The following is a 14,766-nucleotide window of genomic DNA, read 5'->3' on the forward strand; positions in this document are numbered from 1 at the left end:
TTAAAATAAAAATCTAATTTTGTGCAATCGATTACATTAAAATAAAAATTATGACAAAATATAGTTCAAGATACGCGTCAAGCCCAGAAGCTGTAAAAAAATATGATACTCAGGAATTGAGAAATGAATTCTTAATTGATGATTTAATGCAGCAGGACGAAGTTGTATTAACATATTCTCATTACGACAGATACATTGCCGGTTCTGCGGTTCCGGTAAAAGGAGATTTGAAATTAGAAAGTATCGATCCGCTTAAAGCAAGCTATTTTTTAGAAAGAAGAGAAATAGGAATTATCAATGTTGGAGGAAGCGGTTCTATTGTTGTTGAAGGAAAAACATATGAATTAGGATTTAAAGATGCTTTGTATATCGGGAGCGGTAACAAAGAAGTAATCTTTAGAAGTAATGACAGCAAAAATCCGGCAAAATATTATATCAACTCTGCACCGGCCCATACTACTTACCCAACGGTAAAAGTAAGTTTGGCAGAAGCAAATAAATTAGAATTGGGTACGATGGAAACAGCCAATCACCGTACTGTAAATCAAATGATTATTGGAAGTGTGGTTACGACTTGCCAATTGCAAATGGGAATGACGGAATTGCGTCCGGGAAGTGTCTGGAATACCATGCCGGCACACGTTCACGATCGTAGAATGGAAGTTTACTTTTATTTGGATATTCCGGAAAATCAGGCAGTTTGCCATTTTATGGGACAACCTCAGGAAACAAGACATATCTGGATGAACAATCATCAGGCAGTGATTTCTCCGCCATGGTCAATTCACTCAGGCTCAGGAACCAGTAATTATACTTTTATCTGGGGAATGGCGGGAGAAAATTTAGATTACGGAGATATGGATGTTTGTAAAATCACAGATTTAAGATAAGAATTATGACAGACTTATTTGATATAAAAGGAAAAATTGCCCTGATTACAGGAAGTACACACGGACTGGGTATGGCAATGGCAAAAGGATTAGGTCAGGCTGGAGCAACAATTGTTGTAAACGGAAACTCTTCTCAGCAAAAAATTGACGATGCTGTAGCAGCACTTCAAAGTGAAGGAATAAATGCGGTTGGTTACAAATTTAATGTAACCGATGAAAAAGAAGTGATCTCTGCAATTCAGAAAATTGAAAGTGAAGTAGGGCCAATTGCAATTTTGATTAACAATGCGGGAATCATCAAAAGAATTCCGTTAATCGAAATGGAAGTTGCCGATTTTAAAGAAGTGATTGATATCGATTTAGTTTCTCCTTTTATTGTCTCTAAGCATGTTGCAAAAGGAATGATCGAAAGAAGACAAGGAAAAATAATCAACATTTGCTCGATGATGAGTGAATTAGGCCGTAATACGGTTGGTGCTTATGCTGCTGCAAAAGGCGGCTTGAAAATGCTGACTAAAAACATGGCGACAGAATGGGCAAAATACAATGTTCAGATCAACGGAATCGGACCGGGTTATTTTGCTACGGAACAAACAAAACCTATTCGTGTTGATGGTCACCCTTTTAACGATTTTATCATCAGTCGTACTCCGGCTGCAAAATGGGGAGATCCGGGTGATTTAGCAGGAGCAGCAATATTTTTATCTTCAAAAGCAAGTGATTTTGTCAACGGTCACATTTTGTATGTAGATGGTGGAATTTTGGCTACAATTGGTAAACCATCAAACGAAGAATAATTCTCAAATTATATTTAAAAAGACATGAGCGCAAATCAAACATTCATAAACGATAACTTTTTACTTGAAAATAAATTTGCTGAAGAGTTATACCATAACTATTCAAAAAATCAACCTATAATCGATTATCACAATCATTTGAATCCTCAGTTTATTGCTGAAGATAAAATTTTTGACAATATCACACAGGTTTGGATCAACGGAGATCATTATAAATGGCGCGCGATGCGTACGTTGGGAATCAACGAGCAATTCGTAACCGGAAATGGTTCAGATAAAGATAAGTTCATCAACTGGGCAAAAACGGTTCCGTACACCATGCGTAATCCTTTGTACCACTGGACACATTTAGAATTAGCACGTTATTTTGATATCTATGATTTACTGAATGAAAAATCAGCAGAGAAAATCTATATCGAAACTACGGAAAAAATTAATTCTCAGGCATACAGCACACAAAACCTGCTTAAAAAAGTAAACGCTGAATTGGTTTGTACTACAGAAGATCCGATTGATAGTTTAGAGTTTCACCAGAAACTGGCAAAAAATCCTATCGGAACTAAAATGAGTACGGCTTTCAGACCTGATAAAGCCATCTTAATTTCTAATGATGGTTATAATGCATATCTGGACACATTAGGGGATGTGTCCGGAGTTGCAATTAATACCTACTCAGATTTATGTAGTGCATTAAAAAACAGAATTGAATTTTTTAATTCAAATGGCTGCAAACTTAGTGATCACGGTTTGGATCAGATTTATTTTGAAAATTTTACGGAGAGTGAAATAAATACAATTTTCAAAAAGAAAAGAGAAAATCAAACTATTACTCCCGAGGAAGCATTGAAATTTCAAAGTGCAGTATTGTTATTCTTGTCTGAAACGTACCATCAGTTTGGCTGGGTACAGCAGTTTCACTTAGGTGCATTGCGCAATAATAATGCTCGTATGCATAGCATTTTAGGACCTGATACAGGTTGGGATTCTATTGGAGATTATCCACAGGCCCAAAAATTATCAAGTTTTTTAAATGCATTGGACAGTAAAGATAAATTGACCAAAACGATCATTTATAATTTAAATCCGGCTGATAACGAAGTGATGGCTACCATGATTGGAAATTTCAATGACGGAAGCATTAAAGGTAAAGTGCAGTTTGGATCTGGTTGGTGGTTTTTGGATCAAAAAGACGGAATGACCAAACAACTAAATGCCCTTTCAAACATGGGATTAATTAGTTGTTTCGTTGGAATGCTTACAGATTCAAGAAGTTTCTTGTCTTTCCCAAGACACGAATATTTCAGACGTATTTTATGTAATCTTCTTGGAGATGAAATCAAACGCGGAGAATTGCCAAACGACATGGAATGGATAGGAAAACTGGTTGCTGATATTTCATACAACAACGCAAAAGAATATTTCAAATTTTAATTGAGAATAAAGAATTTTACCATTAAGATATTAAAGCAAAGCTTAATTTTTCTTAATCACTTAATGGTAAAAGAAAACTATTAAGACACAGCTTAATTTACTTAATCTCTTAATGGTGAAAAAAAGAAAAATTTACTGGTAAAACAATAAAACAATATGAGTAAAGTAGTTGCATTCGGAGAAATTATGTTGCGTCTTTCGACAGAGAGGCATTTACGTTTTTCGCAGGCTAAAGCATTTGGCGCTTCTTATGGAGGAGGCGAATTTAATGTTTGTGTGTCTTTAGCGAATTACGGCTTAGATGCGGAATTTGTAACAAGATTACCTGAAAACGAAATTGGTGCTTCGGCATTAAAAGAAATGAGAAAAATGAATGTAGAGTCCAAAAACATAGTTTATGGAGGTGAACGTTTAGGAATTTATTTTCTTGAAACTGGTGCAGGAACACGTGGCAGTAACGTTGTTTACGATCGTGCACACAGTTCAATGGCAACTATTCAAAAAGGATCAATTGACTGGGAGAAAGTCCTGGAAGGTGCAAGTTGGTTTCACTGGAGCGGTATTACTCCGGCGATCTCACAAAGTGCTGCCGAAGCTTGTTTAGAAGCTATTCAGGCGGCTCATAAATTAGGGATTACGATTTCATGCGATTTGAATTACAGATCAAAACTATGGCAATATGGCAAAACTCCAAGTGATGTTATGCCGGAAATGTTACAGTACAGCAATGTTATTTTGGGTGATATTGATACTGCGTATTTCATGTTAGGAATCCCAAAAGTAAATCCTAATTATCAGGATGAGAAATCGCTTCCGGTTTTATACACAAAGCTGTTTGATCTGATTCCGAATTTAAAAACAGTAGCAACAACATTACGTTATTCTGTAAGCGCATCACACCAACGAATTGGAGGTATTTTGTTTGACGGAAAAGCAATTTATCAGGCAGCTGTAAAAGAAGTTACGCCGGTTGTAGACAGAGTAGGCAGTGGAGATGCTTTTATGGGAGGATTAATTTACGGATTACAGCAATACCAGAATAATAACCAGAGAGCTTTAGATTTTGCAGTAGCTGCCTGTTGTTTAAAACATACTATTGCAGGAGATTATAACCTGGTTACTTTAAAAGAAGTTGAAAATATGATAGATGGTGATGGTTCTGCATTAGTATCTAGATAATTAATATAAAATGGCAAAATATTCAAGAATTGAAGTGGCTTTACAAATGAAAGAAAACGGAATGGTTCCGTTGTTTTTTCATTCAGATATCGAAATAAGCAAAAAAGTATTAAAAGCCTGTTATGATGGTGGTGCAAGGTTAATGGAGTTTACAAGCAGGGGCGATTTTGCTCATGAAGTTTTTGGGGCTTTAAACAAATATGCATTGGCTGAACTACCGGGAATGATGTTGGGTGTAGGTTCTATAACTGATGCTGCTGCAGCCTCATTGTACATGAGTTTAGGAGCTAATTTTATTGTAACTCCGGTTTTTAGAGAAGATATCGCAATTGCCTGTAACCGTCGTAAGGTATTATGGTCGCCAGGTTGCGGAACACTTACAGAAATAGCAAGAGCAGAAGAATTGGGTTGCGAAATTGTAAAACTATTCCCTGGGGATATTTACGGACCGGAATTTATAAAAGCAATAAAAGGCCCATGCCCATGGACAAGCATCATGCCTACAGGAGGTGTTTTGCCAACGGTAGAAAGTTTGACTTCATGGCTAAGTGCAGGCGCAACATGCGTAGGTATCGGATCGCAATTAATATCAAAAGACATATTAGATAATAAGGATTATGACGGTTTAAAAACCAAAGTAAGTCAGGTTCTTGAGATCATTAAAAATATTAGAAAATAAATAAGGATTAATCATGCCAATTCCTTATTTAGATTGCGTTTTTTTTAGATTTTAGAGATTGTAATTGAGCATTACACTTGAAAAATAAATCTTGTCATTCCTCACAGCAAGATTTATTTTCCTCACACAAGTGTAATGTTTCTTTTACAATGTAAAAAAAAAGCTAATAAAAGAATAAGGTATTTAATGTGGTTATTTATAACGCTTTAAAGAAAATTTAAAATGAAAAAATTAAATAGAATAAATACAGGATTAGAAAAGTTATATCCAATTAAGGTAGTTCAGTTTGGAGAAGGTAACTTTTTAAGAGCTTTTGTTGATTATGCTTTTCACAAACTAAATAAAGAAGTTGATTTTAATGCCGGTATTGCAATAGTTCAACCTTTGAAAGACGGTATGGTAAACATGATTAATGATCAGGACGGTCTTTATACCTTGTTTATGAACGGAATTAAAAAAGGCGAAAAGATACAGGATATTGAGTTGATTACTAATATTGTAAAAACGATAAACCCATATACTGAGTTTGCAAATTATTTGGCTTTAGCCAAAGAAGAAGAACTTCAGTTTATTGTTTCCAATACTACTGAAGCTGGAATTGAATTCATTGAAAGTGATACTCCGGACATGCAGCCGCCAGTGTCATTTCCTGCAAAGCTGACTGTTTTATTGTATGAAAGATTTAAACATTTTAATGGAGATGCTTCTAAAGGAGTAACAATCATTCCTTGTGAATTGATTGATTATAACTCAGAAACGCTGAAAAAATATATTTTGCAATATTGTGATACATGGAAGTTAGAAGATGCATTTAAAACTTGGGTATCAGATGCTTGTACATATCACAGTACTTTGGTTGACAGAATTGTTCCCGGATATCCAAGAGCTGAAATTGAAGAATACAATAATAAATTAGATTATCAGGATAATTTAATTGTTGCTGCTGAACCTTTTTTCCTTTGGGCTATTGAAGGCGGAGATGCTTTAAAAACAAAATTGCCTTTTCATAAAACAGATTTGAATGTAAAAATCGTTGATGATATACGTCCCTTTAAAATGATTAAAGTTCGTATTTTAAACGGTTCGCACACAGCAATGGTTCCTTTTTCACTTTTGTACGGAAACAAATTAGTAATGGAAACTGTTGACGGAGATTTTACAGGAAAATTTGTCAATAGCGTTATTCGCGAAATTAGTGAAACTCTTGATATGGACAAAAATGAAATTACGGCCTATTCTGAGGAAGTAATGGACCGATTTAAAAATCCGTTTATCAAACATGCACTTGCGGATATTGCATTAAATTCTGTCTCGAAATTCAAAGTAAGGGTTTTGCCTAGTTTATTAGGATATTATAATGCGAACAAAAAATTACCTGTTAATTTGACTTTTTCATTAGCGAGTTTAATTCGTTTCTACAAAGGAACATGGAATGGTCAAAGTTTACCGGTTAAAGACAGCGAAGATATTGTGTCTTTCTTTAATGGACTTTGGAAATCTGATGATTATGAGAAAATAGCAAGACTTACTTTGCAGAATAAAAGTTTCTGGGATGAAGATTTAACTCTTGTACCAGGTTTAACAAAAGCAATTACAATAGCATTAGAAGAAATTGATGCAAACGGAATAGAAAATGGGTTCGCCAATTTTCAAAAACAATTAAATACAACAACTCAGAAAGTTTAGTTATGGCAACGCAAAAAAAATTAATAAAAGTTCATCCTACTGATAATGTAGCAGTAGCTTTGGTGAATCTTTCAGCAGGTGAAGTGATTAACTTTGAAGGTGAAGATATCACTGTTGAGGCTGATGTAAAAATGAAACATAAAATCGCAATGGTTCCTTTTAATGTAGGAGACAGGATTATTATGTACGGTGTTTTGGTAGGGAAAGCAAGTGCGAGAATCGAAAAAGGAGGATTGCTTTCTACACTAAACGTAAAACATGAAAGCGATAAAGTAACCGGTAAAACGGAAACAATTGGCTGGACTGCTCCAAATATTGATAAATGGAAAGACAGAACATGGCAAGGTTATCACAGGGAAGACGGACAGGTTGGAACTGAGAATGTTTGGTTGTTTTTTCCTTTAGTATTCTGTGAAAACAGAAATATCGAGATATTAAAAGATATCTTCGAAAAAGAATTGATGAAGCCAAAGGAAAACGATTATCAATTATTGCTTCGTTCTTTGGTAAAAACTGAAACTGGCGGTGCAGGAAATGAGGCGGCTTCAAACGATGCTAACTTGTTCAATAATATCGAAGTAAAGTTTATCACGCACCAAGGTGGTTGTGGAGGTATTCGTCAGGATTCGCATAGTCTGGCTAAGTTATTGGCAGGTTATGTAAACAATCCAAACGTGGCAGGAGCAACTGTATTGAGTTTAGGATGTCAGAACTTACAGATTCAGATCTTTAAAGACGCAATGGATGCGATCAATCCAAACAGTAACAAGCCTGTTTTGATTTACGATCAGCAACAAATAGGAACTATCGAAGCAATGCTTAGCAGTGTTGTAAAAGATACGTTTGAAGCGATTAAAAAAGCAAATGAAATAAAAAGAGAACCAGCTCCGTTATCGAAACTAAGAATTGGTTTAGAGTGTGGTGGATCTGACGGATTCTCTGGAATTTCAGCTAATCCAACATTGGGAGTGTTATCGGATCATTTAGTTGCTTTAGGAGGAACTACAATTCTTTCTGAGTTTCCTGAACTATGTGGAGTAGAGCAGGAATTAGTAAATCGCTGTGTAGATGATAAGGATGGAAAACGTTTCTTAGACTTAATGCAATGGTACGAAAAAACAGTTGTAGATGCAGGTTCAGGATTTGACATGAATCCATCTCCGGGTAACATCAAGGACGGTTTGATTACAGATGCAATGAAATCTGCTGGTGCTGCTAAAAAAGGAGGGACTTCACCAATTACAGGTGTTTTCGATTATGGAGAATATATTAATGAACCAGGCTTTACATTGTTATGTACTCCTGGAAACGATGTTGAATGTACAACTGCAATGGTAGGTTCAGGAGCAAATATGGTATTGTTTACAACAGGTTTAGGGACGCCAACAGGAAACCCGATCGCACCGGTTGTAAAAATCTCTTCAAACACACAATTAGCGAATAAAATGTCTGATATTATTGATATCGATACTGGTGGAATCATCACTGGAGAAAAATCAATTGACGAAATGGCTGACGAAATGTTAGAATTTATAATAAATGTCGCTAGCGGTACAATCAAAACCAAAGCAGCAATCTTAAACCAAAACGATTTTATTCCTTGGAAAAGAGGCGTTTCTTTGTAAGGTTATGTCGTAATATACATGTAGAGACGCACAGCAGTGCGTCTTAAGAAAATATAAGTTGTATTATAAAAAGATACAAAATGAGAAAGCATCATATAAGTTTTATATGGTGCTTTTTTTTGCCACAGATTAAAAATATTAAAAGTTTTTTTGCCACGAATTCCACGAATTAATTGTCTTAAACTAATCTTGCAAAGATTAGTTTAAATAATCAGAGAATAAAAAATTCGTGATAATTCGTGTAATTCGTTGCAAACTTTTTTAAATCATTATATCAGGATAGTTATCGGAAATCACTAATATGAGCTTGTCGCTACAATGCAGTTTTTATTATATTTTATAACTTACATGGTGGATAATTAGCATTTTAAAATTAGTCATAATTAATGTAATTCGTGGCTAACTTTTTTTAAACCATTATATACGGATAGTTATCGGAAATTACTAATATGAGCTAATTTATACAGGCCAGTTTGTATTTTATTATGTCATTATATGGTAAAAAAAAGACGCACAGCTGTGCGTCTCTACATGTATATGGTGTAAAGCGTTAAGTGTTACTTCTCGACGATGATTTACGAATATGTAATTCCGGTGCCAGAACCACCTTTTTTTCAATTTTAATAGTGTCCGTTTTGTCAACCTGTTCAAGGAAAACACGTGCAGACATTTTTCCCATTTCAAGAGGAGACTGATCAACAGAAGTAATCGATAATTCCATGAATTTTGTAAAAGGCTCATTACTAAAACCCGCCACGCAAAAATCTTTAGGAATACTAATATTTCGCGCTCTTAGTTCTTGAATTGCGCCTAGGGCAGCAAAGTCACTAGATGAGAATATGGCATCTGGCGGAGTTTCTAATTGTAGCAAAATGTCAACAGCCTCTTTTCCGGCATCAACAAAACTTTTTACAGGAAGAACATATTCTTCTTTAAAAGTCAATCCGTTATCAAGCAAAGCTTGTTTGTATCCTAAAAACCTGTTTTTGAAAATTTCAAGAGATTGATCCCCTGATAAGTGAGCAATAGATTTACAGCCTTCGTTTATTAAATGTTGCGTTGTAAGATATCCGCCTTTAAAATCATTGATAGTTACTGAGCTAACACCATCAATATGTTTACTTCTGTCAAAAAATATAAGAGGGACATTTTTTTCTAATACGTTGCGAAAAGCACCATCATTTTCAGTAGTAACATCCGTAACAGACATTATAATACCATCGACTTGCGCATCTATTAGTGTATATAAATTTTCGTTTTCTCTTTTGGGGCTTTCATGTGTCTGACAAATAATTACCTGATAACCATGAGGATGTAACTCTTCTTCGATTCCCCTGATAACAGATGCAAAAAAGTTACTGTCGATACGAGGGACAATTACTCCTATATTATTACTTCTTCCGCTTTTTAATGCCAAAGCGAGCTTGTTTTGCTTGTAGTTCATCGAAGCAGCCGTTTTGATAACCAACTCACGCGTACTCTCTTTAATCTTGGGGTTATTGTTTAAAGCCCTTGAAACAGTAGCGGCAGTGATATTTAATTTCTCAGCAATATCGTAAATGGTTATTTTTTCGCTCATTAAAAAAGGTTTTTCAGATTAATCTTAGACAAAAATACATTTTTTTTTATAATGTTAAACAAATTGTTATCGATTACCATAATTTATAATTAAAACGTTTTCGATTCTACAATGATAATAAATTATATGTTTTTTTACATTAAATGTAAATATAATTCCTAATAAAAATTAAATATATAATTTATTTCTAAATAAATTTGGTGCACTCGAAGTTATTTTCTATTTTCGTGTAATCGATTACATACATGTATTGATTTGACTTCCAAATAACAAATACTACAAGATGATTGCAAACAGGATTATAGCATTGAAGAGAGTTTTAATGGTTAGTACGTTTACTGCATTGGTTTTTTCATGTGCAAAGCAAACTACAAATGTTTCTGATTCTGATCCGTGGAGAAGAATGGAACTGATTATAAAAAGCATTCCTCAAACACAATTTCCTGATAAAACTTTTAATATTAAGGATTACGGTGCTGTAGCTGACGCAAAAACTTCCAATACTGCAGCTTTTGAAAAAGCAATAAAAGCATGTACAGAAAATGGCGGAGGAAGAGTTTTGGTTCCTGACGGTAAATATCTTACCGGCGCAATACATCTTGAAAGTAATGTGAATTTACATTTAGAGGATAATGCTGAGATACTTTTTAGTTTAAATCCAAAAGATTATCCAATCGTTCATACCTCATGGGAAGGAACAGAACTAATGAATTATTCTCCTCTTATTTATGCTAAAAATAAAACCAATGTTGCCATAACCGGAAAAGGAACTCTTAATGGACAGGCGAACAGCACAAATTGGTGGATTTGGTCCGGAGGTAAAGATTACGGTTGGAAAAAAGGAATCCCATCACAGAATGATCCTCAAAACAGAGAAGTTTTAGTTGATATGGCGGAAAGAGGTGTTCCGGTTACTGAAAGAATTTTTGGAGAAGGACGTTATTTGCGCCCCAATTTTATAGAGTTTTTCCAGTGCAATACCGTTTTGGTAAAAGATGTAAAAGTAATCAACTCTCCGTTTTGGATCCTGCACCCTATAAAAACCAATAACATAATTATCGACGGTGTTACAGTAAACAGCCACGGACCTAACAATGATGGTTGTGATCCTGAATATTCGCAAAATGTACTCATTAAAAACTGCACATTTAATACTGGTGACGATTGTATTGCTATAAAAGCGGGTCGTGATGCAGATGGCAGAAGAGTCGCACTGCCAAGTAAAAACATTATTGTCCAGAATTGTAAAATGGTTGATGGTCATGGCGGAGTGGTTATTGGGAGTGAAATATCTGCAGGCGTAAATAACGTTTTTGTAGAGAATTGTATCATGGACAGTCCCAATCTTGATCGTGCGATACGTATTAAAACAAATTCTAAAAGAGGAGGAGTGATTGAAAATGTCTTCGTTCGAAATCTTGAAGTAGGCACAGTAAAAGAATGTGTTTTAAAACTGAACATGTTTTATAACGTCTACGGATCGCAAACAGGAAATTTTATTCCCACAATCAGAAATATCAGCCTTGAAAATATCAATGTAAAAAATGGAGGAAAATACAGTGTCTGGGCAGAAGGATACAAAGAGTCTCCGGTAGAGAATATAACTCTTAAAAACGTAGTGATTCATAAAGTAGATTCCATCTATTTATTGAAAAATGTCAAGAATATAAACTTTATTAATACTTATATCAATGAAAAAAAAGTAGCACAAATTAAAAATTAAAAACTATCAATTAACCAAACTATTTAACCAAACTATGAACTTAAAACGATTAACAAAGAAAAAAACAAAATACAATCTTGTATTTTTATTTTTCCTGAATTTCCTGTTGAGCACAACAATTTATGCGCAATCAACAGTAGTAGAAGGAAAAATTACAGACGCGTCGGGATTATCGCTTCCAGGTGTAAATGTCCAGGAAAAAGGAACTAAAAATGGTACCTCTACAGACTTTGAGGGAAGTTTTAAAATTAATGTAACCAATAATAAAGCAGTATTAATTTTTAGTTATTTAGGATTTCAGACACAAGAAGTTAGTGTTGCAGGAAAATCAAGATTAAATGTGAGCCTTTCAGAGCAATCCAACTCACTTAATGAAGTTGTGGTCGTAGGATACGGATCTGTAAAGAAAACAGATCTTACAGGATCAGTAAGTACTATTAGTGCGGCGACAATTACAGAAAGAAATACGACAAGTGCATTAGAAGCAATTCAGGGAAGCACACCGGGAGTTCAGATTTCATCCAGTTCAGGGCGTGTGGGAGATGGATTTAAGGTAGTAATTAGAGGTAATAACTCCTTATTGGCAGATTCGAACAATCCAAATGTATTAGGATCAACACCTTTGTATGTAGTTGATGGTGTGCCAATGGACGGAATTGACTTTTTGAATCCACAGGATATTGCCAGAATGGATGTACTGAAAGACGCATCTTCGGCTGCAATTTACGGTTCAAGAGGATCCAATGGGGTTATCATTGTGACTACTAAAAGCGGAATAAATGCTAAACCAGGTATCAATGTAACTTTTGACTCTTCTTATGGTACTAAAACTGCTGCAAGATTACCGGAAATGATGTCGGGCTCAGAATGGTGGAAATTTCACCAGGTGGCTTATATGAGCGCAACACCACAAACACAAACACCAGCCCAGTTAGCAACATTGGCAGGAAATCAAAGTCCTCTGTTGGTATCAAGAGCCAATAGCGGTTATAATTTTGACTGGTACGATGCAGTTCTTAAACCGGGAATGACCCAAAACAATTATTTGAATATTTCAGGGCGTTCAGAATCCGGATTGAGTTATAACATGGGATTCGGTATTCAGAGCGACGAAGGATTAGTTGATAATGACGGTACTGATAAATACTCGTTCAAATTAGGTTTAAACCATAAGATAAACGACAAATTTTCTACAGGAGCAAATGTTACAATAGCACATGTTGATACACAATTTGGTAGTGATTTAGCCATGCAGGATGCATTTAGATTAAGCCCTTTAATGTCGCCTTGGTCAGTAGATGCCAGCGGAAAAGAGAATGTAGGTTCTTTGTTTTTCTTACCGGGTAAATTAACCTACCCTGACGGATCATGGGCAATTAATAAAACCAGTGCTGTAAACCCGTTAATGGAGATTGCCAATTCATCTCAGCTTGAAAAAACCTGGCAGACCGTTGGAAATGCATATATGCAATACCAGCCATTAAAATGGTTAACGTTCAAAACGACATTTTCTGCAGGAGTTCAAAATACAACTACAAGTACAGCTTATACAGCACAGACTAATGCAGGGGTAACATTAAACGGAAAAAATTCAGCATCAATTAAAACCTATAATAATTTTAATTATACATGGGATAATCAGATTGATTTGAAACACACTTTTAATGATGTTCACGATTTTAGCTTATTATTATTGCAGAGTTCTTATTCTAATACAGATGAAAACTCTTATATGTATTCTAATAACCAACCTTTTGATGTAGGATCAAATAATATGGGTTCAGGAGTTCAGACCAGTTATAATATAACTTCAGGATATGCAAAAAATACCTTAAGTTCTTATGCCGTTCGTTTGAACTATACTTTTAGAGACAAATATTTATTAACAGCTTCTAACAGATGGGATGGTTCGTCCGTTTTATCAGCAGATAATAAGTGGCAAAGTTTTCCATCTGTAGCCTTAGGATGGAAAATTAGTAAAGAATCATTTTTATCAAGTAGCGCCGTAATTTCTGATTTGAAATTGAGAGCGAGTTTAGGATATACAGGAAATGATAATGTTGCCCCTTATACATCACAAGCTTTATTAAATCAGCAAACTTTTTATGCTAACGGAGCAAATGTAGTATCAGGATGGCAGTCTGAAAATCTTGCCAATCAAAATTTAACATGGGAAAAAACCAGAGAGATCAATTTAGGTATTGATTTTGGATTCTTAAAAAACAGAATTACAGGTAGTGTTGATGTTTACGACAGATTATCAGACGATTTGATTTACAAACAACAATTGCCACTGGAAACAGGATGGAAAAACACTTTCTCGAATGTGGGTTCTGTAAGCAATAAAGGGATCGAGGTTTTATTAACTACAAAAAATATAAAATCTAAAAATGTAAACTGGGAAACGACTTTTACCTTTACTAAAAACGTAAACAAGTTAGAGTCTATCTACAATCAGGACAAAGTAAGTGATATTGGAAACAAACTGATTTTAGGTTCAGAAATAAATCCAAATTACAACTACGTATATGATGGTGTTTGGCAGGAAAGCGAAGCAGCTCAGGCAGCAGCTTTTGGTATGGCACCGGGACAAGCGAGACCCAAAGATCTAAACGGAGACGGTAAATTTAATGCTGATGACAGACAAGTAATCGGTAACGCAAATCCGCAGTGGCAAGGAAGTTTTTATTCTAAATTAACAGTAGGTCAATTTGATTTTAACTTCTCTGTAATCACAAGCCAGGGTCAAACAGTATTGAGTACTTTTCATCAAAATTTTGCTGACGTAAGTGACAGAGGCCGTCAAAAAATTAAAATGGATTATTTTATTCCAACAAACGCAACAGGTATTGAAGCGAATGCAAACAATACAAATCCACGACCAGGACCCGTTGCAACTGGTGCAGGTGCTTATTGGACTTCTTTATTTGGTTACTATAGAGATGCATCTTATGTTAAAATTAAAAATATCTCTCTAGGATATACTTTTAATTCTGAATTACTAAAAAGATTAAAAATGAGTAATTTAAGAATTTATGTAAATGTTTTAGACCCATTTGTATTTACAAATTTTGACGGATATGATCCGGAATGGGCAGGTTCTAATTTTGGTATCAACCGACCTGCATCTGTTACTACACAATTGGGTTTAAGTGTTAAATTTTAATAAGATATAAA

At 34.9% G+C, this 14,766-nt stretch carries 10 protein-coding genes; 9 read left to right on the top strand and 1 reads right to left on the bottom strand.

Annotated features, from left to right (window positions below; all coding sequences use genetic code 11):
* Positions 1–50 precede the first annotated feature (50 nt).
* The 7 genes from kduI to NJT12_RS12145 all read left to right on the top strand — a co-directional run bounded on the left by kduI (position 51) and on the right by NJT12_RS12145 (position 8,287).
* Positions 51–890 (top strand): 5-dehydro-4-deoxy-D-glucuronate isomerase, encoded by an 840-nt coding sequence (kduI, locus tag NJT12_RS12115; RefSeq protein ID WP_271336175.1) that lies wholly within the window; start codon positions 51–53, stop codon positions 888–890.
* A 5-nt stretch (positions 891–895) separates the two neighbouring features.
* Positions 896–1,687, top strand: coding sequence for a gluconate 5-dehydrogenase (locus NJT12_RS12120; RefSeq protein ID WP_271336176.1), 792 nt, complete (start codon positions 896–898; stop codon positions 1,685–1,687).
* A gap of 24 nt (positions 1,688–1,711) precedes the next feature.
* Positions 1,712–3,118 (top strand): glucuronate isomerase, encoded by a 1,407-nt coding sequence (uxaC, locus tag NJT12_RS12125; protein WP_271336177.1) that lies wholly within the window; start codon positions 1,712–1,714, stop codon positions 3,116–3,118.
* Between the two features lie 156 nt (positions 3,119–3,274).
* Positions 3,275–4,297: a sugar kinase gene (locus tag NJT12_RS12130; protein ID WP_271336178.1), complete on the top strand. Its 1,023-nt coding sequence runs from the start codon at positions 3,275–3,277 to the stop codon at positions 4,295–4,297.
* A 10-nt stretch (positions 4,298–4,307) separates the two neighbouring features.
* A complete protein-coding gene (locus NJT12_RS12135) occupies positions 4,308–4,976 on the top strand; it encodes a bifunctional 4-hydroxy-2-oxoglutarate aldolase/2-dehydro-3-deoxy-phosphogluconate aldolase (protein WP_271336179.1) in 669 nt (222 codons plus the stop codon).
* A gap of 222 nt (positions 4,977–5,198) precedes the next feature.
* Positions 5,199–6,662 carry a tagaturonate reductase gene (locus NJT12_RS12140; RefSeq protein ID WP_271336180.1) on the top strand — a complete coding sequence of 488 codons (1,464 nt, stop codon included), beginning with the start codon at positions 5,199–5,201 and terminating at the stop codon, positions 6,660–6,662.
* Between the two features lie 2 nt (positions 6,663–6,664).
* The gene (locus NJT12_RS12145) at positions 6,665–8,287 is read left to right on the top strand and encodes a UxaA family hydrolase (protein ID WP_271336181.1); all 1,623 of its coding nucleotides are present in this window, start codon (positions 6,665–6,667) and stop codon (positions 8,285–8,287) included.
* A gap of 550 nt (positions 8,288–8,837) precedes the next feature.
* Here NJT12_RS12145 and NJT12_RS12150 read toward each other — a convergent pair.
* Positions 8,838–9,866, bottom strand: coding sequence for a LacI family DNA-binding transcriptional regulator (locus tag NJT12_RS12150; RefSeq protein ID WP_271336182.1), 1,029 nt, complete (start codon positions 9,864–9,866; stop codon positions 8,838–8,840).
* Positions 9,867–10,149: 283 nt separating this feature from the next.
* On the opposite strand from NJT12_RS12150, the gene NJT12_RS12155 reads away from it, so the two are divergent.
* The gene (locus NJT12_RS12155; RefSeq protein ID WP_271336183.1) at positions 10,150–11,589 is read left to right on the top strand and encodes a glycoside hydrolase family 28 protein; all 1,440 of its coding nucleotides are present in this window, start codon (positions 10,150–10,152) and stop codon (positions 11,587–11,589) included.
* 34 nt (positions 11,590–11,623) lie between these two features.
* A complete protein-coding gene (locus NJT12_RS12160) occupies positions 11,624–14,755 on the top strand; it encodes a SusC/RagA family TonB-linked outer membrane protein (RefSeq protein ID WP_271336184.1) in 3,132 nt (1,043 codons plus the stop codon).
* The last annotated feature ends 11 nt before the right edge of the window (positions 14,756–14,766 follow it).

It is taken from the genome of Flavobacterium azizsancarii, from assembly GCF_027980145.1.
In the GTDB taxonomy this organism is placed as follows: domain Bacteria; phylum Bacteroidota; class Bacteroidia; order Flavobacteriales; family Flavobacteriaceae; genus Flavobacterium; species Flavobacterium azizsancarii.

Excerpts from the sequence above, each read along its gene's own strand:
- uxaC (WP_271336177.1), top strand. The coding sequence starts at position 1,712 with ATGAGCGCAAATCAAACATTCATAAACGATAACTTTTTACTTGAAAAT.
- kduI (WP_271336175.1), top strand. The coding sequence starts at position 51 with ATGACAAAATATAGTTCAAGATACGCGTCAAGCCCAGAAGCTGTAAAA.
- NJT12_RS12130 (WP_271336178.1), top strand. The coding sequence starts at position 3,275 with ATGAGTAAAGTAGTTGCATTCGGAGAAATTATGTTGCGTCTTTCGACA.
- NJT12_RS12150 (WP_271336182.1), bottom strand. The coding sequence starts at position 9,866 with ATGAGCGAAAAAATAACCATTTACGATATTGCTGAGAAATTAAATATC.
- NJT12_RS12145 (WP_271336181.1), top strand. The coding sequence starts at position 6,665 with ATGGCAACGCAAAAAAAATTAATAAAAGTTCATCCTACTGATAATGTA.
- NJT12_RS12140 (WP_271336180.1), top strand. The coding sequence starts at position 5,199 with ATGAAAAAATTAAATAGAATAAATACAGGATTAGAAAAGTTATATCCA.
- NJT12_RS12155 (WP_271336183.1), top strand. The coding sequence starts at position 10,150 with ATGATTGCAAACAGGATTATAGCATTGAAGAGAGTTTTAATGGTTAGT.
- NJT12_RS12135 (WP_271336179.1), top strand. The coding sequence starts at position 4,308 with ATGGCAAAATATTCAAGAATTGAAGTGGCTTTACAAATGAAAGAAAAC.
- NJT12_RS12120 (WP_271336176.1), top strand. The coding sequence starts at position 896 with ATGACAGACTTATTTGATATAAAAGGAAAAATTGCCCTGATTACAGGA.
- NJT12_RS12160 (WP_271336184.1), top strand. The coding sequence starts at position 11,624 with ATGAACTTAAAACGATTAACAAAGAAAAAAACAAAATACAATCTTGTA.